This window comes from Mesorhizobium sp. M0119, from assembly GCF_040322615.1.
In the GTDB taxonomy this organism is placed as follows: Bacteria; Pseudomonadota; Alphaproteobacteria; order Rhizobiales; family Rhizobiaceae; genus Mesorhizobium.
In genome coordinates this window covers 13,998-34,974 of record NZ_JAMYTU010000011.1, presented here as the reverse complement: position 1 = coordinate 34,974, position 20,977 = coordinate 13,998, and the positions used below count along the sequence as shown (strand labels likewise).

The following is a 20,977-nucleotide window of genomic DNA, read 5'->3' as shown; positions in this document are numbered from 1 at the left end:
ACCTATTCCACCGTTACCGATTTCGCCAGGTTGCGAGGCTGGTCGACATCCGTGCCCATGAACACGGCGGTGAAGTAGGCGAGCATCTGGATCGGCAGCGCGTAGATGATCGGCGAGATGATTTCCGGCACGTCCGGCAAAACGATCGTCTCCATCGTCTTCACCGTGGCGTGTGCGGCGCCCTTGCTGTCGGTGATCAGGATGATCTTGCCGCCGCGTGCCGCGACCTCCTGCATGTTCGACACGGTCTTTTCGAAGATGCGGTCATGCGGCGCGATGACGATGACGGGCATGTTCTCGTCGATCAGCGCGATCGGGCCGTGCTTCAACTCGCCGGCGGCATAGCCTTCGGCGTGGATATAGGAAATTTCCTTGAGCTTCAGTGCGCCTTCCATGGCCAGCGGAAAATTGGTGTCACGGCCGAGATAAAGCACGTTCTTGTAGTGCGAGAGGTCGCGCGCGATCTTTTCGATCTGGCCGTCGAGCTTCAGCACCTGGTTGGCATAACGCGGCGCTTCCGACAGCTCGCGTATCAACGTTTTCTCCTGCTCATGCGAAATCGTTCCGCGCGCCACGCCCGCCCGCACCGCCAGCGAGGCCAGCACGGAAAGCTGACAGGTGAACGCCTTGGTCGAAGCGACGCCGATCTCCGGGCCGGCCAATGTCGGCAGGATGACGTCGGATTCGCGCGCCATGGTCGATTCGCGCACATTGACGACCGCGCCGATCTTCATGCCGGCCTTGCGGCAGTAGCGCAGCGACGCCAGCGTGTCGGCGGTCTCACCCGATTGCGAGATGAAGAAAGCGGCATCGGTCTTCGACAGCGGCATCTCGCGGTAACGGAACTCCGAGGCGACATCGATGTCGACCGGCAGCCGCGCATAGCGCTCGAACCAATATTTGCTGATCAGCCCGGCGAGATAGGCGGTGCCGCAAGCCGAAATCGCCAGCCGGTCGATCTTGGCGAAATCGAACGGCAGGTCGAGCGGCTTCGAGACGCCGCCGACGAAATCAACATAATGCGCCAGCGTGTGCGAGATCACTTCCGGCTGCTCATGGATTTCCTTTTCCATGAAATGGCGGCGGTTGCCTTTGTCGACCATGAAGCTCGTGCTGAGCGACTGTTGGCGTTTGCGGTCGACCTTGTTGCCGCCCATATCGAAGATATCGACCTCGTTGCGGCGCACCACCGCCCAGTCGCCGTCTTCCAGATAGGTGATCGAATTGGTGAAAGGGGCAAGCGCAATGGCGTCGGAGCCAAGGAACATCTGGCCGTCGCCATGACCGACGGCGAGCGGCGGGCCGTTGCGGGCGCCGACGATCAGATCCTCGTCGCCCTTGAACATGATGGCGAGCGCAAAGGCGCCTTCCAGCCGCTTCAGCGCCTGGTGCGCCGCCTCAACCGGCTTCAGCCCCTTGGCCAGTTCGCGCGCCACCAGATGTGCGACGACTTCGGTATCGGTCTGCGAGGCGAAGCTGTAGCCGTCGCGCATCAGCTCGTCGCGCAATTCGGCGAAATTCTCGATGATGCCGTTATGGACGATGGCGACGCCGTCGGAAAAATGCGGATGCGCATTGCTCTCGTTCGGAACGCCATGCGTGGCCCAGCGTGTGTGGCCGATGCCGATCATGCCGTCGAGCGGTTCGTCCCTCAGCCGGCGCTCGAGATTGACCAGCTTGCCCTCGGCACGGCGACGCTCAAGCCTGCCGTGCTCGATCGTGGCGACGCCGGCCGAGTCATAGCCGCGATATTCGAGCCTTTTCAGCGCATCGACGATAAGCGGCGCGACCGGCGAGTTACCGACAATTCCAACGATACCGCACATGGCGCTTGCCCCCGATTCCGACCTCAAACCCGGCGCTATTTAGAGACTGCCGGGCTGTCGCGAAAAATCACATTGCATTTCGTCCGGTATCAGCCGGACTATCCTGCACAGATGCACCATGACAGGGCCCACTTGCAATCAGGTTACTGCAATTGCTCAGTTTCTCCGCTCATATATCCTATCTCGGCTCAACGGCACCTGAAATCAGTCAAAGACACGATGTGGCCTATGAACGAACGAATTGAGACCGTGACGCTTTGGCGTCCGGTTGGGCCACGCGAACTGGAGTTGATCCAGAAGTCGGGGATGCGCGCCTTTCCGCCTCGACTTGCCGATCAGCCGATCTTCTATCCGGTTACAAGCGAGGCCTATGCCACCCAGATCGCCCGGGACTGGAACGTGCCCGCGAGCGGATCAGGTTTCGTGATGCGTTTCGAGGTGCGTCGCAGCTTTCTTAACCGCTACAGCGTCCAGCATGCCGGCAGCCGGGCGCATCTGGAATACTGGATCCCGGCCGAAGACCTGTCCGCCTTCAACGATGCAATCATCGGCCAAATCGAGCTTGTCGCCGAGTTCCGTTAGTCTACCCTTTTTTCCGAGCAGCCGAGATCGAAGCGAACCGCTCGCGCAACTCCTTGCCCTTGCCGGGTAGAGTCCGCTGGCGGGCTCGGCCGAAGGCCAGCGCATCGTCGGGTACGCTTTCGGTGATGACGCTGCCCGAGGCGATGTAGCCGCCCTTGCCGATCGACACCGGTGCCACCAGCGAGGAGTTCGAGCCGATGAAGGCACCCTCGCCGATATCGGTGAAAAATTTCGAATAACCGTCATAATTGCATGTGATGGTGCCGGCGCCAATATTGGCGCCCGCGCCGATGCGGGCATCGCCGATATAGGTCAGGTGGTTGACCTTGGCGCCCTCCTCGACGATCGCCTGCTTTACCTCGCAGAAATTGCCGACCTTGGCCTTGGTTCTCAGATCGGCCCCGGGCCGCAGCCGCGCGAACGGCCCGACATCGCAATTTGACGCGATGGTGGCGCCTTCGATATGGCTGAAGGCATGGATCTTGGCGCCCGTGGCGATTTTTACGCCCGGCCCGAACCAGACATTGGGTTCGATGATCGTATCGGCGCCGATCTCGGTGTCGTGTGAGAAGAACACGGTTTCAGGCGCAATCAGCGTCACCCCGGAAAGCATCGCTTCCTGCCGTCGACGCGCCTGCCAGATACCTTCCGCCTGGGCAAGCTCGGCACGGTTGTTGATGCCGAGCGCGTTCTCGAAACTGGCTTCGGTGGCGACCACATCAAGTCGCTGCGCAGCGGCGATCTCGACGATATCGGTGAGATAATACTCGCCCTTGGCGTTCTTGCTGCCGACTTGATCGAGCAGCTTCAGCGCATGCCTGCCAGCGACCGCCATCAGCCCGCCATTGCAGAAGGTGATTTTCTTCTCCTCGTCCGAGCAGTCCTTCTCCTCGCGTATGGCGACGAGCTTGCCGGCCTTTTCGATAAGCCGGCCGTAGCCCGAAGGACTTTCCGTACGGAAGCCGACCACGACGACGGCCGCACCTTCCGCCAGCTTCAGCCGCGCCGCCGCGAGCGCTTCCGGATCGATCAACGGCGTGTCGCCAAACATCACCAAGATGTCGTCATAACCCTTTGATATTGCTTCGCGTGCGGCAAGCACGGCGTGCGCGGTGCCGAGACGTTTTTCCTGGACGAAAGCCTCGGCCTTCGGCGCAAACTTGAGTGCGGCCTTGCGCATCTCATCGGCGCCATGGCCGATCACCAGCGCCAGATCGCCGCTGCCGGCGGCTTCAGCCGCCTTGACGACATGGGCAACCATCGGCAGGCCGGCGATTGTGTGCAGCACTTTCGGCACTGCACTCTTCATGCGCGTGCCTTCACCGGCGGCGAGGATGATGGACAGGCAGGATCTCTGGTTCATGGGGACAGCAACCGTTGAAAGGGGTCTGGAATCGAAGCGTTAGTAGCACTGGCGCCATGCTGCACCAATGCGGTTAAATTCCGGTGAGACGGTGGAACCTCCAACTGGCGAGACGCCCAAGCCGATCGGCTCAGGCGGCTTCCGGCTCGTTAGGCGATGCGAAGGCGGGAGTTCGGCCACGGCTATATTGCCGCGGCGAACAGTTCATGACCCGCTTGAAGGCTGTGCTGAACGCGCTTTCGGATTCGTAGCCGAGCGACAGCGCGATGACGGCGACGGGATCGCTGGAATTCGTCAGCCGATCCCCGGCCAGCAGCATTCGCCAGCGCGTCAAATAGTCCATCGGCGACGCGCCGACCGTCTCCTTGAATCTGAGCGCAAAGGTCGATCGCGACATGCCGGCCCGTTCCGCCAGCTCCTGTAACGTCCAGCCATGTGCCGGATCGTCATGCATGGCGCTGATCGCCACACCGATCTGTTTGTCCGCCAGGGCAAAGAGCCAGCCGATGCCACCTTTCAATCCTTCTGAAAGATGCAGCCGCAACGCCTGAACCAGCATCATGTGGGCGAGGTGCTGGATCACCAGAAAGCCGCCCGGCTGCGGCTCGCGCAGCTCCTGCATCATCCGCTCCACTGACCAACGCAGCGCCGACTGGTCCGACTCTTTGCGGATATGCACAATGGCTGGCAGCATCCGCAACAGGATGCCGGCATGGTTGCCGGCAAGCGCGAAGCGGCTGCTGACCAGAAAGAAATCACCGCCGCCATTGTGGGTCACGACACCGCCGGCTCGCGCAGGCGGAAAAATCTTGACGGCTTCAACAGGCGTCAAGCTCATGTCGCTTGCAAGGCGGAAAGGCCGTCCACTCGGCAGCAGGAAGCAGTCCCCCGTCTCAAGGCGCACAGCGCCGGCAACGCCCTCCACCGACAGCCAGCACCGGCCGGAGACCACAGCTCCGGTCTTGATGCTTTGCTGCTGGTCGGGGAACTGGATCGACCATTCACCACCAGCATCGAAACCAGCCGACATATAGTTTCGCGGCTTCAGCAGCGAGAGCACATCTGAAAGAGGATCCACGGGTCATTCCGGACGATTACGAAGATAATACGGACTTTACCGCATAGATCGTATTTTCTCAGGCGCCTATCACGACACAACTGAGCCGCGGACATGGTCGTGGTCAGAAATGAACAAGGAGAAGTCGTGATGCGTGTTTTCGTTACCGGAGCGACCGGATTCGTCGGTTCTGCCGTCGTTCAAGAACTCATCGGCGCCGGCCATCGGGTGCTCGGCCTCGCCCGCTCCGAGGCATCGGCCAAGTCGCTTGCCGCCGCGGGAGCCGAGGTGCATCGAGGCGACCTCGAAGACCTCGAGAGCCTGCGCAGGGGCGCGGCAGCCGCCGATGCGGTGATCCACACCGGGTTCAACCATGGCTTCTCGAAATTCGCGCAAAATTGCGAGATGGACCGGCGTGCCATCGAGGCGATGGGCGGAGCACTCGAAGGCTCCGAGCGCCCCCTGCTCGTCACCTCCGGAACCGCGCTCCAGGCGCGGGGCCGTATCGCGACAGAGGAAGATGCGCCTGTTCCCGCTTCCGCCTCGTATCCCCGCGCCTCCGAAGCGACAGCCGCCGCGCTGGCGGCACGCGGGGTGCGCGCGTCGGTTGTCCGCCTTCCGCCGTCGGTCCATGGCCAGGGCGACCACGCCTTTGTTCCGATTCTCATCGACCTTGCTCGCAAGAAGGGCGTGTCGGCATATGCCGGCGAAGGGCTCAATCGCTGGCCCGCCGTGCATCGGTTCGATGCCGCTCGCGTCTACCGGCTTGCGCTCGAGCATGGAGCCGGTGGCGGGCGATATCACGCGATCGCAGAACAAGGCGTGCCGTTCAAGGACATCGCCGGCGTGATCGGCCGGCGCCTGAACGTGCCGGTCGTCGCCAAGTCCGCGGAAGAAGCCGCCGATCATTTTGGCTGGTTCGCGATGTTCGCGGCGATGGATGTCCCGACCTCGAGCGAACGGACTCGCGCGCTGCTGGGGTGGGCGCCGAGTGGACCCGGGCTCATCGCCGATATCGACCAGCCGGGCTATTTCGAAGGTTGAACGGACCACGTAGCTGCGGTGCCTTGCGCCGCAGCTACGGCCTCGCGCTTCGGCCGGGCGGCAAACCTAGCCCAATTGCCCCAGCACCGGGAAATTCTCGAGCAGCCAATAGGACACCGCCTGCACGCCGCCGGTCAGGAAAAACACGCCGGCGACCACCAGCAGCGCGCCGATGGCTTTTTCGACGCGGCCGAGATGGACGCGGAATTTTCCGAGAAAGCGCATGAAGGCGCCGGAAAACAGCGCAGCGATCAGGAACGGTATGCCGAGGCCGAGCGAATAGGCGGCAAGCAACAGCGCGCCCTCGCCCACCGTCTCGCGGCCGCCGGCAAGCGTCAGGATCGGCCCCAACACCGGGCCGATACAGGGCGTCCAGCCGAAGGCGAAGGCCAAGCCCATGACATAGGCGGCGACCAGGCTGGCCGGCTTGCCTTGTGAATGGAAGCGCGCCTCGCGTGAAAGCAAAGGGATGCGCAGTACGCCGAGGAAATTCAGCCCCATCAGGATGATCAGCACGCCGGCCGCCATTGCCAGCGGCTCCTGCCAGACCCGCAGCAGATGGCCGATGGTCGAGGCGCCGGCGCCGAGCGCGACGAACACGGTCGAGAAGCCGAGCACGAAGGCGATGGAGGAATTAACCAGCGCGCCGCGCGCACCGGCCTTTGCCGTAATGCCGGCCTCGCCGCGGAAATCGTCGACCGACACGCCGGCCATGTAGCACAGGTAAGGCGGCACCAGCGGCAGCACGCAGGGTGACAGGAACGAAATTGCTCCCGCCCCGATCGCGCTGACATAGCCGACGTCCAATGCCATTTCCGTCTCCCGATGACTGCGCAGCCATATAGCCGCGACAACGGCCGTCCGCCAATCACCATCGCGTGGCCCCATCACTATGGGTGGCAAGTCGTCGCCCTCGCCTGATCGACGGGAAAGCAGCCCGGGAAGAAAGGGCGGCCAGGCAGCGTTGATTACAACGAAGCCGCGGTTCCGCGCGCTTTTTCGAACGATCCAGGGGAGAAGTCCATGAAAACGATCGCAATTGGCATGGCCGCGCTTTTGCTCGGCACTGCCGCATCCTTCGCCGCCGAGGCGTGGAAGGAAGCGGAGGTCGGCGGCACCAAGATCTACACCGACGCCAGCGGCATGACACTCTACGCCTACGACAAGGACGAGGCCGGCAAGTCGAACTGCTACGACAAATGCGCCGCCAATTGGCCGCCGCTGAAGGCTGACGCCAACGCCAAGGCCGAGGGCGAATGGACGATCGTCGACCGCACCGACGGCACCAGGATGTGGGCCTACGAAGGCAAGCCGCTCTACACGTTCATCAAGGACAAGAAGGCCGGCGACGTCACCGGCGAGGGTGTCGGCGGCGTCTGGCATATCGCCAAGGCCGACTAAGCGTTGAGCTTCCGATCCGCTGTAACAGGCGGTAACACGGCTGGTCGCTGGGAACTCGACCCAACCGCCCCGGCGGCCAGCTTTTCAGCACGCCAATTCCTTGCGACTGTCCGAGCAAAATGCCGGGCTACCGATTGCGCGCTTCACAGCATCTGTTCAAGCAGGGCTGGCGCGTGCTCGATGTTTCTCTTATATCCGCGGGAGAGTTTGTCCCGTTCTCCAGGATCAATTGCCGGGCTTGTCCAGCGATAGGCTGCCCATTTCCCTTGTCCAGGATTGCGGAAATCGCATGGCGCGCCGTTGGGTTGCGCATTCGGTACAGGGCCGCATTTTGACTGCTTGGCCTTGACCGGATGCAAAAGCGCGGCCATGTGAGCGACACATTGAACGAGATTTCGTCGCGCGCAGCGGAATTCTTCTGCCGCATCACAACTGATATGAGACCGTATGGACGTCGTCGTCGTCGAATCGCCGGCCAAGGCGAAGACAATCAACAAGTACCTCGGCAAGAACTACAAGGTTCTGGCGTCGTTCGGCCATGTCCGCGATCTGCCGGCCAAGGATGGCTCGGTGCGCCCGGATGAGGACTTTGCCATGTCCTGGGCCGTCGACACCGCGTCTGGAAAGCGTCTCGCCGATATCGCCAAGGCGGTCAAGGACGCCGACGGGCTGATCCTCGCCACCGATCCGGACCGCGAGGGCGAAGCGATCTCCTGGCATGTCCTGGAAGTGCTGAAGCAAAAGCGCGCGCTGAAGGACAAGCCGGTCAGCCGCGTCGTCTTCAACGCCATCACCAAGGCGTCGGTGCTGGAGGCGATGGCCAATCCGCGCCAGATCGATGCGCCGCTGGTCGATGCCTATCTCGCCCGCCGCGCGCTCGACTATCTGGTCGGCTTCACGCTGTCGCCCGTGCTGTGGCGCAAGCTGCCCGGCGCCCGCTCCGCCGGCCGCGTCCAGTCGGTGGCGCTGCGTCTGGTCTGCGACCGCGAATCCGAGATCGAGCGCTTCATCCGCGAGGAATACTGGCAGGTCGCCGCCATTCTCGGTACGCCGCGCAAGGAAAATTTCGAGGCGCGGCTGACCGCCTTCGAGCGCAAGAAGCTGCAAAAGCTCGACATTTCCAACAAGGCGCAGGCCGACGACATCAAGGCGATGCTCGAAGGCGCCAGCTTCAAGGCGGTGTCGGTCGAAGCCAAGCCGACCAGGCGCAATCCCGGGCCGCCCTTCACCACCTCGACGCTGCAGCAGGCAGCCTCATCGGGTCTCGGCTTTTCGGCCAACCGCACCATGCAGGTGGCGCAGCGGCTCTATGAGGGCATGGAGATCGGCGGCGAGACCACCGGCCTGATCACCTATATGCGGACCGACGGCGTGCAGATAGCACCGGAGGCGATCTCTGCCGCACGCGATGCGATTGCCAAGGAATTCGGCCCTAAATACCTGCCTGAAAAGCCGCGCGTCTATTCCGCCAAGGCCAAGAATGCCCAGGAAGCGCACGAAGCGATCCGTCCGACCGATTTCATGCGCACGCCGGCTTCCGTCAGGCAGTATCTCGACGCCGACCAGGCGCGGCTTTACGAGATGATCTGGAAACGCGCCATCGCCAGCCAGATGCAGCCGGCCGAGATAGAGCGCACCACGGTCGAGATCGAGGCAGTCAACGGCCCGCGCACCGCCGAGCTTCGCGCTGTAGGCTCGGTTGTTCGCTTCGACGGCTTCCTTGCCGCTTACATCGAGCAGAAGGAAGAAGATTCGGAAGACGAAGAGAGCCGCCACCTGCCCGAGATCCGTGCCCGCGAGCAGCTCACACGCGAGGCGATCAACGCCACCCAGCACACCACCGAGCCGCCGCCGCGTTATTCGGAAGCTTCGCTGATCAAGAAGCTGGAAGAGTTGGGCATCGGCCGGCCGTCAACTTATACGGCGATCCTGAAGACGCTCGAGGATCGTGACTATGTCACCATCGACAAGCGCAAGCTTGTGCCGCAGGCCAAGGGCCGGCTATTGTCGGCCTTCCTCGAAAGCTTCTTCGAGCGTTATGTCGAGTACGACTTCACCGCTTCGCTGGAGGAAAAGCTCGACGAGATTTCCGACGGCAAGCTCGCATGGAAGGACGTGCTGCGCGATTTCTGGAAGGATTTTTCCGGCGCCGTCGCCGACATCAAGGAGTTGCGCGTAACCGACGTCCTCGATGCATTGAACGAGGAACTGGCGCCGCTGGTCTTTCCCGCGCGGGAAGACGGTTCGAACCCGCGCATCTGTCCGAAATGCGGCACCGGCAACCTGTCGCTGAAGCTCGGCAAGTTCGGCGCCTTCGTTGGCTGTTCGAACTATCCCGAATGCTCCTTCACCCGCCAGCTCGGCGACGCCGCCAATCCCAATGGCGAGAACGGCGGTGGCGAAGACGGCACCAAGGTGCTCGGCAAGGACCCCTATACCGCCGAGGAGATCACGCTGCGCAATGGCCGGTTCGGCCCCTATATCCAGCGCGGCGACGGCAAGGATGCCAAGCGCTCCAGCCTGCCCAAGGGCTGGACTGTCGATTCGATCGATCATGAAAAGGCGCTCGCCTTGTTGTCGCTGCCGCGCGACGTCGGCAAGCATCCGGAATCCGGCAAGATGATTTCGGCCGGGCTGGGGCGCTACGGGCCGTTCGTGCTGCATGACGGCACCTACGCCAATCTCGACAGCATCGACGACGTGTTCTCAATCGGCCTCAATCGCGCCGTCTCGGTGATCGCCGAGAAGCAATTGAAGGGTAAAGGCGGCCGCAATGGCGGCACAGCCGCTGCGCTCAAGGAACTTGGCGAGCATCCTGCCGGCGGCGGCCAGATCGTCGTGCGCGACGGCAAATACGGGCCTTATGTGAATTTCGGCAAGGTCAATGCGACGCTGCCGAAGGGCAAGGATCCGCAATCGGTGACGATCGAGGATGCGGTTGCGCTCATTGCGGAAAAGGAAGCCAAGGGCGGCAATGGCGCCAGGAAGCCCTTCCGCAAAGCGGCTGCGCCTGCCAAGAAACCGGCTGCGGCCAAAAAACCGGCGGCCAGGAAAAAGGGATAGGACGGGTTGGCGCGCAAAGTCTCCGGAAGAAGCCACGGCGATCTGCGCACCGCCGATACCCGCGCCAAGGTCAGGGACAATTACCGGCCTTCACGCGACGAGATACTGCGTTACATCGCCGAAAATTCGGACCGCGCCGGAAAACGCGACATCGCCAAGGCGTTTGCGCTGCGCGGCGAAGACCGTATCTGGCTGAAGGACGTCTTGCGCGACCTGCAGGATGAAGGCCTGCTGACCAAGGAGCGCAAGCGGCTTGCCCGTGTCGGCGCCCTGCCCCACGTCGCGGTGCTCGACATCTTCGGCCGTGACGCCGATGGTGTGCTGCTGGCGCACCCGACCGAAGCCGTGGGCAATGGCGAACCTCCGGTCATAGCGATCCGCATGTCGCGCGGCGGCAATGGCCCGACGCCGGGCATCGGCGACCGCGTGCTGGCCAAGACCTTTCCGACCGACGATCCGGCAGGCCCGGCCTATACCGGCCGGGTGATGAAGATATTCGAGAAGCGCACCGATGCGGTTCTCGGCGTTTTCCGGGTGCTGAAGGACGGCACGTTCCGCATCGAGCCGGTGGAAAGGCGCCAGCCGGAGCTGGTCGTCGACAAGGAATTCCAGAACGGCGCCAAGAACGGCGACCTGGTCGAGGTCGAGCCGGCGCGGGCCTCCCGCTACGGCCTGCCGAGAGCCAAGGTTCTGACGGTGTTAGGGTCGCTGACCAGCGAAAAGGCGGTCTCGATGATCGCCATCCACGCACACGACATTCCGCATATTTTTCCCGCCGACGTCATCGCCGAGGCGGAGGCGGTCAAGCCAGCGACGCTTGCCGGCCGCGAGGATTGGCGCGAGCTGCCACTGCTCACCATCGATCCGGCCGACGCCAAGGATCATGACGACGCGGTGTTCGCCATGCCCGACACCGACGAGAAGAACGCCGGCGGCGTGGTTGTCACCGTCGCCATTGCCGATGTCGCTGCATACGTGCGCTATGGCACGGCGCTTGATCGCGAAGCGCTGAAGCGCGGCAATTCGGTCTATTTCCCCGACCGAGTCGTACCAATGCTGCCGGAACGCATCTCGAACGACCTCTGTTCGCTGCGCGAGGGCCAGGATCGTCCGGCAATTGCGGTGCGTATGACTTTCTCGGCCGATGGTCACAAACTCAGACACTCATTCCATCGCATCATGATGAAGTCGGCGGCGAAACTCGCCTATCAGCAGGCGCAAGCGGCGATCGACGGCGCACCGGACGACACGACTGGCCCGATCCTCGATGCGGTGCTGAAGCCGCTATGGGACGCCTACGCGATCCTGAAGCGCGGCCGCGACACGCGCCAGCCGCTCGAACTCGATCTGCCCGAGCGCAAGATCCTTCTCAAGCAGGACGGCACCGTCGACAAGGTCGTCGTGCCGGAGCGGCTCGACGCGCACAAACTGATCGAAGAGTTCATGATCCAGGCCAATGTCGCCGCCGCCGAGACGCTGGAGGCGAAGCGGCAGGCGCTGGTTTACCGCATCCACGATGCGCCTTCGCTCGCCAAGCAGGAATCGCTGCGTGAATTCCTGCAGACGCTCGGCCTGTCGCTGGCGCGCGGTGCACAGATGCGGCCGAACCAGTTCAACGGCATCCTCGCTCGCGTGCGCGGCGCCGACAATGAGGGGCTGGTCAACGAAGTGGTGCTGCGCTCGCAGAGCCAGGCCGAATATTCGCCCGCCAATATCGGCCATTTCGGCCTCAATCTTAAGCGCTACGCGCATTTCACCTCGCCGATCCGCCGCTATGCCGACCTGATCGTGCATCGTGGGCTGATTGCCGCACTCGGCCTTGGTCCGGGCGGCCTGACGAAGGACGAGGCGGAACGGCTGGAAGAGGTCTCGGCGCTGATTTCGGCGACCGAGCGGCGCGCGATGGCCGCCGAGCGCGACACGGTCGACCGGCTGATCGCCGCCTATCTCGCCGAGCGCATCGACGACCGTTTCGACGCCCGCATCTCGGGCGTCACCAAATCGGGCCTGTTTGTCCAATTGCCGCAGTATGGCGCGGATGGCTTCATTCCGGTTTCAACCCTGGGCGGCGACTACTATATATACGACGAAACTGCTCGATCGCTTTTCGGAGAACGCACCGGCAAGGGCTATCAGCTTGCTGATCGCGTCGAGGTTCGCCTGATCGAGGTGGCGCCGATGGCCGGCGCGATGCGTTTCGAGATGCTGACCGAGCCAAAGCCGCTGCCCGGCTCCAAACGGTCGTTCCACAAGGCCAAAGGCCGCGCCCGAGCGTCGCAATCGCGTCCAGGCTCGCGCGGCAGGAGACGGTAATGCCAACAGAACTGCAGGTGGAAGAACGGGTTTTCGGCGGCGAACATCACTCGGGCCGGACCGCCCGGCCGCTATGGACGGCAATGAAGCGCGGCATGCTCGGCCGCTGCCCGCATTGCGGCGAGGGCAAGCTGTTTCGCGCCTTCGTGAAGACCGTCGACAAATGCGATCATTGCGGCGAGGAGCTCCACCACCATCGCGCCGACGACCTGCCGGCCTATCTTGTGGTGGTCATTGTCGGCCACATCGTGCTCGGTGCCTTCATGGGCGTCGAGGCGACCTCGACGCTGGCGACCTGGCAGCACATCGCCATCTGGGTGCCATTGACCATCATTCTCGCCGTCGTCCTGCTGCAGCCGGTCAAGGGCGCTGTCATCGGCCTGCAATGGGGGTTTTATATGCACGGCTTTGGCGGTGAAGAAGATCTGATCGAGTCGCATCCCGAGGCTTGAAACCGAGGCTGGCGCAAATCGGCATGGCTGGACGCCACTTCCGCATCGGCGAAGATTCCGCTAGGTCGAGCGCATGGACGTTATGACCAAGGCGGAAATCGACAAGGTTGAGCGGATCGCGCTCGATGCCAAGCTTATACCCCCGCGCGACGCCGCGACGCTGATCCTGCTCGACCGCAAGGGCGACGAGTTCCTGGTGCTGATGGGCCGGCGCCACGCCCGTCATGCCTTCATGCCGGGAAAATTCGTGTTTCCGGGCGGCCGCACCGATCCGGCCGACAGCCGCATCTCGATAGCCACTGCACTTCATCCCGAGGAAGAAGCGAGATTGACCGCTGGCATCGGTCGCACCAGCCCGGCCCGCGCCCGCGCCATTGCTCTGTCGGCAATCCGCGAAACCTATGAGGAGGCCGGCCTGCTGATCGGCCAAAAAGGCGCCTTCGCGAGCGCCAAGCGCGACTGGCAGGGCTTTGTCGAGCACGGCGTCATGCCGTCGCTGCAAGCGCTGCGCTTCATCGCCCGCGCCATCACACCGCCCAATCGAGTGCGCCGCTTCGATACGCGCTTTCTCGCCGCGTGGCGCGACGACGTCGCCGTGGCTGCCGGATGGCGGTCCGACCGACGAGTTGGAGGACGTCGTTTGGCTGCCGCTGGCCAAGGCCAGGCAAGCCGATATTCCAGACATCACGCGCACGGTCCTGGAGGAGCTGGAAACGCGGCTCGCCCGGGATCCGCTGCTGCGCCCCGGCGGTCCCGTGCCGTTCTACCGGCTTGTCCGCAATCGCTTCGTCCGCGAAATTCTCTAGAGCAGCCAGGCATTTCATGACAGTGGATACCCAGCGAGAGGTCGAGGAGCGCGTACACTGGCTGCCGATGGTCGCGGCGATCTCGTCGATCAGCGTCGTCGGCATTGCCATCGGCCTCGGCATGCCACTGCTCAGCGTGATCCTGGAAACGCGTGGCCACTCCGCGTCGATGATAGGTCTCAACACCGCGGTCGCCGGCCTCGCCTCGATCGCCGGCGCGCCGCTCGCCACCCCGCTCGCCATGCGGTTCGGGGTCGCCTGGACGATGCTTGCCATGATTGCGGCCGGGGCGCTGGCCTTTGTCGGTTTCCATTTCGCACCAGCCTTCTGGATGTGGTTTCCGTTGCGCGTGCTGCTGCATATCGCGCTGACGGTGCTGTTCATCCTGTCGGAATTCTGGATCAGCACCTCGGCGCCGCCACACCGTCGCGGGCTGGTGCTCGGCATCTATGCCACCGTGCTGTCACTCGGCTTTGCCGCCGGGCCTTGGCTGTTCGCCCATCTCGGCAGCAGTGGTTTTCTCCCCTTCGGCGTCACCATCGCGCTGGTTACGCTCGCTGCCATACCGGTCTTGGCGGCACGCAACGAGAGCCCGACGATCATCTCGGACGGCGAAACCAGCAATTTCCTGCGTTACATCTGGCTGGTGCCGACGGCGACTGCCGCCGTGCTGGTGTTCGGCGCGGTCGAGACCGGCGGCTTTGCCTTGTTCCCGGTCTACGGCAACCGCATCGGCTACTCCGAGGCGGACGCAGCCCTTTTGCTCACCATGATCGGACTCGGCAATGTGCTGTTGCAGATCCCCATCGGCATGATCAGCGACCGCGTCAGCGACCGCCGCTATCTGCTGATGGCCTGTGCCACCGTCGGGCTTGCCGGCACAATCTTCATGCCGTTCTTCGCGCAGAACTGGCACCTGATGGCAGCGCTTCTGTTTGTCTGGGGCGGTGTGGTCGCTGCCATGTACACAATCGGTCTGGCGCATCTCGGCTCGCAGCTTTCCGGCCACGAATTGGCCTCCGCCAATGCCGCCTTCGTGCTTTGCTACGGTGTTGGCATGGTGCTTGGCCCGCAGGCAATCGGCATCGGCATGGACGCTTTCGGGCCGTCGGGCTTCGGTTGGGCGCTCGGCCTGTTCTTCGCCTGCTATATCGTGCTGGTCGGCACCAGGCTGCTCCGCAAAATCCTCTGAGTCGGTTCCGCTGCCCACATCGCTCCCACTGCTGACCAACTACTGACACAACCATGTCAGGAGGGCTCGAGTATATGCTCCCTCAAAGTGCATAAGCAGGGAGACCTCGGATGATCGACAGTGGCTTTGAAACGAAATCGCTGCGGATGGAATTGCTGCTGCTGGTGACCTTTCAGGCACCGGCAGCCGATGTCGACCGCATTATGGAGGCGGTCGTCGCGATCGCACCGCTCAGAATGGGCAAATATGACAGCAATGCCTTTCAGTCGGCGGACGGCATCGAACGCTACCGGCCACTTGAAGGTGCCGCCGCCGGCGCCGAAACGGAATTACGCAGGCGGCCGGGCACTGTCGAGGTGTCGTTCGAACTGCCTGACGACCAGAAGCTCGCCGCTCGCGTCGTCGAAGCGATTTACCAGGTTCACAGCTATCAGGAGCCGGTGATCCGCATTCAGCCACTGCTTGCCAGCCGCTCCAAGGGCCTCGACGACCGCACCAACCCGAACCGCTGGTGGAACACGACGGGAGATTGGAAGAAGGCGATGCGGCCGGAAACCGTCGCGGCGGAGTGACCGGAACCTGGTCGTATCTCGGTTTGAATTCGGCTGTCAGGAAGCCTGCCAATGAATGATGAAGCAAACCGCAAACCGGCAAGCGATCCCCAGGACCTGGCGCGGCTATTGGTTTCTCGCGAGCAAGCGGGAGACGCGGAAGGAATGGCTGCTCTTTACGAACCCGGTGCCATCCTCGATACCGGCAACGGACAGTTGGCCTGCGGCAGAGACGCCATCAGCCGATTTTACGCCAAGTTGGTGGCAGCGGGACGAAAGTTTGATCTCGGAGATCAGCGTCCGGCTATCATCAACGGGGATTTGGCGCTTACGTCCACGCGCCTTGCCGATGGCACCGTGACTGCGGAAATCGCTCGCCGGCAAAGTGACGGGAACTGGCTTTGGGTGATCGATCAGCCGTCCATCGCTCGATACTCATAGCCAGCATTCAAACTCAGACGCCACCCGGAGCCTGCTTAGGACGGCCGGAGGCACACAGGAGCCTCCCGCGGCCGTCGGCAGCCAATCAAGTTGTCGGGTTTTGGTAGCACATCAATTGTCCGCTTCATCCCCAGCCTCCATCGGCTGGCAATAAACCCGGACAACTCATGTGCTACCTAATCCGGACAACTCATCTGCTTACGACATAGAACCTGGACAAGGGTTGACTTTCCGGGCGCGTTCTTTATGTGTCGCGGCAAGTTTCCCGCGTCCGGGTGTTTCCCCGTGCTCCAGCGGCCAAAACTCCACGAACATTAACGGACGAACATCATGGCCAAAGCCGCAAACATCAAGATCAAGCTTCTGTCGACCGCCGACACCGGTTTCTTCTACGTGACCAGCAAGAACAGCCGCACCAAGACGGACAAGCTGTCGTTCCGCAAATACGACCCGGTCGCCAAGAAGCACGTCGAATTCAAGGAAACCAAGATCAAGTAATCGGGTTTTCTCTCGCACAACTGAAACGCCGCCTTCCGGGCGGCGTTTTTCGTTTCGGGAATACAGGACTAGCCGATGCGACCGCCGCTTGCCGGATCGAACAGATGCAGCGACGCCGGGTCGGCCGACAGGCGCACGGCCTCACCCGGTTTCACACTGGCCCGACCCATGGCGAAGACGCAGACCTGCTGGCCGGCAAGCTTGGTGTAGAATTGGGTCGACAGGCCGAGCGGCTCCACCACGCCCACCTCTCCTTTCAGCGCGCCATTGTCGGCAAGCCGGATATGCTCCGGCCGTAAGCCGACGGTGATCGCATCGCCATCCCTGAGCGGCAAGCCGTCCGGCAGCCGCAGCTTCTGGCCGTCGGCCAGCACGGCATCCGGCTTGGCGCCTTTTTCAACGACGGCAGGCAGAAAATTCATGCCGGGCGAGCCGATGAAACCGGCGACGAACATGTTGACCGGCCGGTCATACAGATCGAGCGGCGCGCCAACCTGCTGGACGAGGCCGTCATGCATGACGACGATACGGTCGGCCATTGTCATCGCTTCGATCTGGTCATGGGTGACATAGACCGAAGTGGTCTTCAATTGCTGGTGCAGCGCCTTGATCTCGGCGCGCATGTGGACGCGCAGCTTGGCGTCGAGGTTGGAAAGCGGCTCGTCGAAGAGAAAGACCTTCGGGTCGCGCACGATGGCCCGTCCCATGGCGACGCGCTGACGCTGGCCGCCGGACAATTGCCGCGGCAGGCGCTGCAGAAGCGCATCGAGCCCGAGCCGCTTGGCGGCACCGTCCACCCTTGCATCGATCGCCGGCTTGCTGGCCTTCCTCAGCATCAGGCTGAAACCCATGTTCTTCGACACGTCCATGTGCGGATAGAGCGCGTAGGACTGGAATACCATGGCAATGTCGCGGTCCTTTGGCGCGATGTCGTTGACCAGGCGCTCGCCAATATGGATCTCCCCGTCGGAGACCTCCTCCAGCCCGGCGATCATGCGCAGCAGGGTCGATTTCCCACAGCCGGACGGGCCGACCAGGACGACGAACTCGCCGTCGGCGATTTCGAGATCGACCGCGTGCAGGACGCGCACGGCTCCATAGTCTTTGCGGACTTTGTCGAGTGTGACGGAGGCCATCGATCTATCCCTTGACGGCACCGGCGGTAAGGCCGGTGACGAGGTAGCGTTGCAGGAAGGCAAAGAAGACGCAGACCGGGATCAGCGCCAGGATGGAAGCCGCCATCATCTGTCCCCAGTCGACCGCGAATTTGCCAATATAGGTGAGCAAGCCGACCGCGAAAGTCTTCTGGTCGTCACTGGAAATCAGCATCAGCGCAAACAGCAACTCGCTCCACGCGGCGGTAAAGACGAAACCGAGCGTCGCCCCCATGCCGGGCAGCGTCAGCGGCACGATCACCTTGCGCATCGCCTGCAGGCGCGTGCAGCCGTCGATCATCGCCGCTTCTTCCAGGTCTCGCGGGATGCCGTCGAAGAAGGATTGCATCAGGAAGGTCGCGAAGGCCGTATTGAAGGCGGTGTAGATGATGACGAGGCCGGTCAGGCTGTTGATGAGGCCGATCTGCCCCATGATGCGGTAGATCGGCGGAATGACCATCACCAGCGGAAAAGTCTGGGTGAGCAAAAGCAGGATGGCCAAGGTCGCCTTGCCGCGGAAGGAAAAACGCGACATGGCGTAGCCGGCAAGCGTGGCAATGACCGTTACGAAGGCTGCCGTCGACACCGAAACGATAACGCTGTTCAGGAAGTAGCGCGGGAAATCGGTGGCTTCGAGCACGGTGATGAAGTTCTGCAGCGTCGTTTGTGACGGCCAGAAAGTGATGCCTTCGGAATAGAGCAGCCGCTCGGGTGTGACCGAGATCTTCAGCGTCCAGAAGATCGGGAACAGCGCGAAGGCCATATAGGCACCGATGGCGCCGTAAAGGCCGATGCCGCCGAGAATGCGCGAGGAGACGGAGCGTCCGGCAATCATCAGACGTGCCTTACCAGCGAACGGCGGATGCCGATCAGCGCAACCGCATAGACGATGAGCAGCACGAGTAACAGCACCGCCACAGCGGAGGCATAGCCCTTGTCCAGCGACTTGAACGCGCTGACATAGATATAGACCGGCACCGTGGCCGTCGACCCGGCAGGCCCGCCTTCGGTCATGACGAAGATCAGGTCGGCGAAGGTGGCGATCCATATCGTGCGCAGCATGACGGTAATGACGATGGTCGGCGCCAGGAACGGCAGCGTCACCTTGGTGAAGCGCTGCCACGGCGAGGCGCCGTCGATCGCCGCCGCCTCATGCAATTCCGACGGGATCGACTTCAGCGCCGCCAAAAGCGTGATGGCAAAAAAGGGAATGCCGAACCAGACATTGGCGACGATCGGCCCCCACATGGCGGTCGACGGATCGGAGAGCACGTTGGTAGGCTCGGCTTTCAGCCCCAATGCGTTGAGCCAATGCGGCAGCGGCCCGATGATCGGATTGAACAGCCAGGCCCAGGTCAGGCCGGAGAGGAAGGACGGCACCGCCCAGGGCAGGAAGACTACGGCCTGTACGATCTTTCTGCCCCGGAACGGTGTGTCGAGCAGCAGCGCCAGGCCAAGTCCCAGGAAGAATTGGAAGAACAGGCTGGCTGCCGTCCACCACAGCGTGTTGACAAGCGCCTGCCCGAGCACGGGATCCGACAGCATCGCCTGATACTGCCCAAGCCCAACATATTCGGATTTGAAAGCGGAGAATTTGCGGAACGAGTAACCGATACCGATAACCAGCGGCACCAGCAGCACGACGACCAGCAGCACGATCGCCGGGCTGAGATAGAGCCAGGGCTCGATCGCGGCATGGGATAGCCGCTTCTTTCGCGGCCTGCCGGCGGATCGTATTTCGGACACGGCATAGGTCATTGGTGCTGGATTGTCTCCTGGAGCAAGCATGGGCTGGCGACAGCGCCTTCCCCGTTTACGGGGAGATGCCGGCAGGCAGATGAGAGGCAGCACGAGCCACAACGGGTTGGCGCCGCCCCTCATCCGTCACTTCGTGACGCCTTCTCCCCGTGAACGGGAGAAGGAAGAAACGCTATTTCTTGTTCTTGGCCAGCCAGTCCTGCTGTTCCTTGGTCAGGAACTTGGCCCATTCGTCAGCCACGTCCTTGGCCGCTTTCTGGCCAAGCAGCACTTCCTGAAAATTCTTGATCGCCACCTGGTCGACGAAATTGCCGAGATTTTCCAGATGTGTCGGCGGCGTCACCATTTCGTATTTGTCGCCGTTGTTCAGTTCCTCGAACCAGCCTTTGAACTGCTCCGTCCTGAAGTGAGCGTCCTGGTCGGCGCCGTTGTGGATCGGAATGACGCCGACTTCCTTTGCCCATTCCAGATTGTCCTTGGGCGACAACAGCGTCGCCATCAGCTTCCATGCATCGTCCTTGTGCTGGGAATTGGCGAACATCGCCCAGCCGGCATAACCGAGCGTCGGATAGGATTTGCCGCTCGGCCCGACCGGCATCGGCGCCACGGCGAAATCGTCGGCGCTCATCTTGTCGGCGATGCCGAGCAGCGCGTCGGGATCCTGGTTCAGCATGGCGCAGGTGCCGCTGTAGAAGCCGGTGACGGTCTCGTTAAAACCCCAGCTCACCGCATCTTTCGGCGCCAGGCCGTTCTTGTACATGTCGGCGAGCATCTGCAGGCCCTTGACCGAGCCTTCCTCGTTGATGGTCGAGGTACCGTCCTCGTTGAAATAGCCGCCCTTGCCGGCGGCGATGTTCATGAACATATGCATGCCGTTGAAGGCGCCCGGGCCGCCGCGCAGGCAGTAGCCATATTTGCCCGGTATCGCCGAGATCTTCTTGGAGTCTTCGACGAATTCATCGAGCGTCGCCGGCGGACCGTCCAGGCCGGCCTCTTTGAACAGCTTCTTGTTCCAGAACAGCGCGTTCAGGTAATAGCCGTAAGGGATCATGTACTGCTTGTTGTCGACCGTCGAGCCGAACTGCTTGGCACGTTCGCCCAGCGTTTTGGCATCGTCCCATTTGGACATGTATGGCCCGAGATCCTCGAGCTGGCCGTTGGTCGCATAGAGACCCATCCAGCGTTCCGGCATCTCGACGATGTCGGGCGTGTCGCCGGCCTGCACCATGGTGAGGAATTTCTCGAATGCCTGGCCCCAGGGCAGCGATACGAGTTCGACCTTGACACCCGGATTGGCCGCCTCGAATTCGGCGATCTGCTTCTTGAGGAATTCGGTACGCGGCGGACTGGTAATGACCTCGACCATCTTGACCGTGGAATCGGCCAGCACGCTGCCGGCGGAAATCGCCAGCCCCGCGACGGCACCAAGAAGGATGCTCAGTTTCTTCATGTTCAGCACTCCCATTTTGAACGGCT

19 protein-coding genes and 1 pseudogene are annotated in these 20,977 nt (G+C 62.5%); 11 read left to right on the top strand and 9 right to left on the bottom strand.

What is annotated here, in order from left to right; translation table 11 throughout:
- Positions 1-2: 2 nt before the first annotated feature.
- A complete protein-coding gene (gene glmS / locus NKJ40_RS13100; RefSeq protein WP_352466376.1) occupies positions 3-1,826 on the bottom strand; it encodes a glutamine--fructose-6-phosphate transaminase (isomerizing) in 1,824 nt (607 codons plus the stop codon).
- Positions 1,827-2,054: 228 nt separating this feature from the next.
- Between glmS and NKJ40_RS13095 the strand changes: the two genes are divergently transcribed.
- On the top strand, positions 2,055-2,408 hold the full coding sequence (locus NKJ40_RS13095) for an ADP-ribosylation/crystallin J1 (RefSeq protein ID WP_352466375.1): 354 nt from the start codon (positions 2,055-2,057) through the stop codon (positions 2,406-2,408).
- Between the two features lies 1 nt (position 2,409).
- Here the strand turns inward: NKJ40_RS13095 and glmU are convergent, their stop codons facing one another.
- Both glmU and NKJ40_RS13085 read right to left on the bottom strand, forming a co-directional pair.
- The gene (gene glmU, locus NKJ40_RS13090; protein ID WP_352466374.1) at positions 2,410-3,771 is read right to left on the bottom strand and encodes a bifunctional UDP-N-acetylglucosamine diphosphorylase/glucosamine-1-phosphate N-acetyltransferase GlmU; all 1,362 of its coding nucleotides are present in this window, start codon (positions 3,769-3,771) and stop codon (positions 2,410-2,412) included.
- 130 nt (positions 3,772-3,901) lie between these two features.
- The gene (locus NKJ40_RS13085) at positions 3,902-4,849 is read right to left on the bottom strand and encodes an AraC family transcriptional regulator (RefSeq protein WP_352466373.1); all 948 of its coding nucleotides are present in this window, start codon (positions 4,847-4,849) and stop codon (positions 3,902-3,904) included.
- Positions 4,850-4,978: 129 nt separating this feature from the next.
- Here NKJ40_RS13085 and NKJ40_RS13080 point away from each other — a divergent pair, with 129 nt between their 5' ends.
- Entirely contained in the window at positions 4,979-5,872 is an 894-nt protein-coding gene (locus NKJ40_RS13080) for an SDR family oxidoreductase (protein WP_352466372.1), read from the top strand.
- Positions 5,873-5,938: 66 nt separating this feature from the next.
- On the opposite strand, the gene NKJ40_RS13075 is transcribed toward NKJ40_RS13080, so the two are convergent.
- Entirely contained in the window at positions 5,939-6,685 is a 747-nt protein-coding gene (locus NKJ40_RS13075; RefSeq protein WP_352466371.1) for a cytochrome c biogenesis CcdA family protein, read from the bottom strand.
- Positions 6,686-6,895: 210 nt separating this feature from the next.
- On the opposite strand from NKJ40_RS13075, the gene NKJ40_RS13070 reads away from it, so the two are divergent.
- A complete protein-coding gene (locus NKJ40_RS13070; protein ID WP_352466370.1) occupies positions 6,896-7,273 on the top strand; it encodes a COG4315 family predicted lipoprotein in 378 nt (125 codons plus the stop codon).
- 143 nt (positions 7,274-7,416) lie between these two features.
- On the opposite strand, the gene NKJ40_RS13065 is transcribed toward NKJ40_RS13070, so the two are convergent.
- Complete coding sequence (locus tag NKJ40_RS13065) at positions 7,417-7,644, bottom strand: hypothetical protein (protein WP_292657815.1); 228 nt, start codon at positions 7,642-7,644, stop codon at positions 7,417-7,419.
- 76 nt (positions 7,645-7,720) lie between these two features.
- Here NKJ40_RS13065 and topA point away from each other — a divergent pair, with 76 nt between their 5' ends.
- The 8 genes and pseudogenes from topA (at position 7,721) to rpmG (ending at position 16,589) form a co-directional block, all read left to right on the top strand.
- Positions 7,721-10,336: a type I DNA topoisomerase gene (gene topA / locus NKJ40_RS13060; protein WP_352466369.1), complete on the top strand. Its 2,616-nt coding sequence runs from the start codon at positions 7,721-7,723 to the stop codon at positions 10,334-10,336.
- 6 nt (positions 10,337-10,342) lie between these two features.
- On the top strand, positions 10,343-12,649 hold the full coding sequence (gene rnr, locus NKJ40_RS13055; RefSeq protein WP_502903706.1) for a ribonuclease R: 2,307 nt from the start codon (positions 10,343-10,345) through the stop codon (positions 12,647-12,649).
- Complete coding sequence (locus NKJ40_RS13050; protein ID WP_352466368.1) at positions 12,649-13,101, top strand: DUF983 domain-containing protein; 453 nt, start codon at positions 12,649-12,651, stop codon at positions 13,099-13,101. The genes rnr and NKJ40_RS13050 overlap by 1 nt, the downstream gene beginning before the upstream one ends.
- Before the next feature lie 73 nt (positions 13,102-13,174).
- Positions 13,175-13,907 (top strand): annotated as a pseudogene (locus NKJ40_RS13045) (NUDIX hydrolase).
- Between the two features lie 16 nt (positions 13,908-13,923).
- Entirely contained in the window at positions 13,924-15,099 is a 1,176-nt protein-coding gene (locus NKJ40_RS13040; protein ID WP_352466367.1) for an MFS transporter, read from the top strand.
- Between the two features lie 110 nt (positions 15,100-15,209).
- Positions 15,210-15,671 carry a YqfO family protein gene (locus NKJ40_RS13035; protein WP_352466366.1) on the top strand — a complete coding sequence of 154 codons (462 nt, stop codon included), beginning with the start codon at positions 15,210-15,212 and terminating at the stop codon, positions 15,669-15,671.
- 51 nt (positions 15,672-15,722) lie between these two features.
- The gene (locus tag NKJ40_RS13030) at positions 15,723-16,091 is read left to right on the top strand and encodes a YybH family protein (protein ID WP_352466365.1); all 369 of its coding nucleotides are present in this window, start codon (positions 15,723-15,725) and stop codon (positions 16,089-16,091) included.
- Between the two features lie 330 nt (positions 16,092-16,421).
- Positions 16,422-16,589 (top strand): 50S ribosomal protein L33, encoded by a 168-nt coding sequence (gene rpmG / locus NKJ40_RS13025; RefSeq protein ID WP_006201775.1) that lies wholly within the window; start codon positions 16,422-16,424, stop codon positions 16,587-16,589.
- Between the two features lie 68 nt (positions 16,590-16,657).
- On the opposite strand, the gene NKJ40_RS13020 is transcribed toward rpmG, so the two are convergent.
- The 4 genes from NKJ40_RS13020 to NKJ40_RS13005 all read right to left on the bottom strand — a co-directional run bounded on the left by NKJ40_RS13020 (position 16,658) and on the right by NKJ40_RS13005 (position 20,951).
- Positions 16,658-17,725 (bottom strand): ABC transporter ATP-binding protein, encoded by a 1,068-nt coding sequence (locus tag NKJ40_RS13020; RefSeq protein WP_352466364.1) that lies wholly within the window; start codon positions 17,723-17,725, stop codon positions 16,658-16,660.
- Positions 17,726-17,729: 4 nt separating this feature from the next.
- Positions 17,730-18,578, bottom strand: a complete 849-nt coding sequence (locus tag NKJ40_RS13015; RefSeq protein WP_352466363.1) for a carbohydrate ABC transporter permease — start codon at positions 18,576-18,578, stop codon at positions 17,730-17,732.
- Positions 18,578-19,501, bottom strand: coding sequence for a carbohydrate ABC transporter permease (locus NKJ40_RS13010; protein WP_352466362.1), 924 nt, complete (start codon positions 19,499-19,501; stop codon positions 18,578-18,580). The genes NKJ40_RS13015 and NKJ40_RS13010 overlap by 1 nt, the downstream gene beginning before the upstream one ends.
- Before the next feature lie 172 nt (positions 19,502-19,673).
- A complete protein-coding gene (locus NKJ40_RS13005) occupies positions 19,674-20,951 on the bottom strand; it encodes an ABC transporter substrate-binding protein (protein WP_352466361.1) in 1,278 nt (425 codons plus the stop codon).
- Between the last annotated feature and the right edge of the window lie 26 nt (positions 20,952-20,977).

What these genes read in the sequence shown, in the direction of transcription:
- glmS (WP_352466376.1), bottom strand. Translation starts at nt 1,826, where the DNA reads ATGTGCGGTATCGTTGGAATTGTCGGTAACTCGCCGGTCGCGCCGCTT.
- NKJ40_RS13095 (WP_352466375.1), top strand. Translation starts at nt 2,055, where the DNA reads ATGAACGAACGAATTGAGACCGTGACGCTTTGGCGTCCGGTTGGGCCA.
- glmU (WP_352466374.1), bottom strand. Translation starts at nt 3,771, where the DNA reads ATGAACCAGAGATCCTGCCTGTCCATCATCCTCGCCGCCGGTGAAGGC.
- NKJ40_RS13080 (WP_352466372.1), top strand. Translation starts at nt 4,979, where the DNA reads ATGCGTGTTTTCGTTACCGGAGCGACCGGATTCGTCGGTTCTGCCGTC.
- NKJ40_RS13075 (WP_352466371.1), bottom strand. Translation starts at nt 6,685, where the DNA reads ATGGCATTGGACGTCGGCTATGTCAGCGCGATCGGGGCGGGAGCAATT.
- NKJ40_RS13070 (WP_352466370.1), top strand. Translation starts at nt 6,896, where the DNA reads ATGAAAACGATCGCAATTGGCATGGCCGCGCTTTTGCTCGGCACTGCC.
- NKJ40_RS13065 (WP_292657815.1), bottom strand. Translation starts at nt 7,644, where the DNA reads ATGGCCGCGCTTTTGCATCCGGTCAAGGCCAAGCAGTCAAAATGCGGC.
- topA (WP_352466369.1), top strand. Translation starts at nt 7,721, where the DNA reads ATGGACGTCGTCGTCGTCGAATCGCCGGCCAAGGCGAAGACAATCAAC.
- NKJ40_RS13050 (WP_352466368.1), top strand. Translation starts at nt 12,649, where the DNA reads ATGCCAACAGAACTGCAGGTGGAAGAACGGGTTTTCGGCGGCGAACAT.
- NKJ40_RS13040 (WP_352466367.1), top strand. Translation starts at nt 13,924, where the DNA reads ATGACAGTGGATACCCAGCGAGAGGTCGAGGAGCGCGTACACTGGCTG.
- NKJ40_RS13035 (WP_352466366.1), top strand. Translation starts at nt 15,210, where the DNA reads ATGATCGACAGTGGCTTTGAAACGAAATCGCTGCGGATGGAATTGCTG.
- NKJ40_RS13030 (WP_352466365.1), top strand. Translation starts at nt 15,723, where the DNA reads ATGAATGATGAAGCAAACCGCAAACCGGCAAGCGATCCCCAGGACCTG.
- rpmG (WP_006201775.1), top strand. Translation starts at nt 16,422, where the DNA reads ATGGCCAAAGCCGCAAACATCAAGATCAAGCTTCTGTCGACCGCCGAC.
- NKJ40_RS13020 (WP_352466364.1), bottom strand. Translation starts at nt 17,725, where the DNA reads ATGGCCTCCGTCACACTCGACAAAGTCCGCAAAGACTATGGAGCCGTG.
- NKJ40_RS13015 (WP_352466363.1), bottom strand. Translation starts at nt 18,578, where the DNA reads ATGATTGCCGGACGCTCCGTCTCCTCGCGCATTCTCGGCGGCATCGGC.
- NKJ40_RS13010 (WP_352466362.1), bottom strand. Translation starts at nt 19,501, where the DNA reads ATGACCTATGCCGTGTCCGAAATACGATCCGCCGGCAGGCCGCGAAAG.
- NKJ40_RS13005 (WP_352466361.1), bottom strand. Translation starts at nt 20,951, where the DNA reads ATGAAGAAACTGAGCATCCTTCTTGGTGCCGTCGCGGGGCTGGCGATT.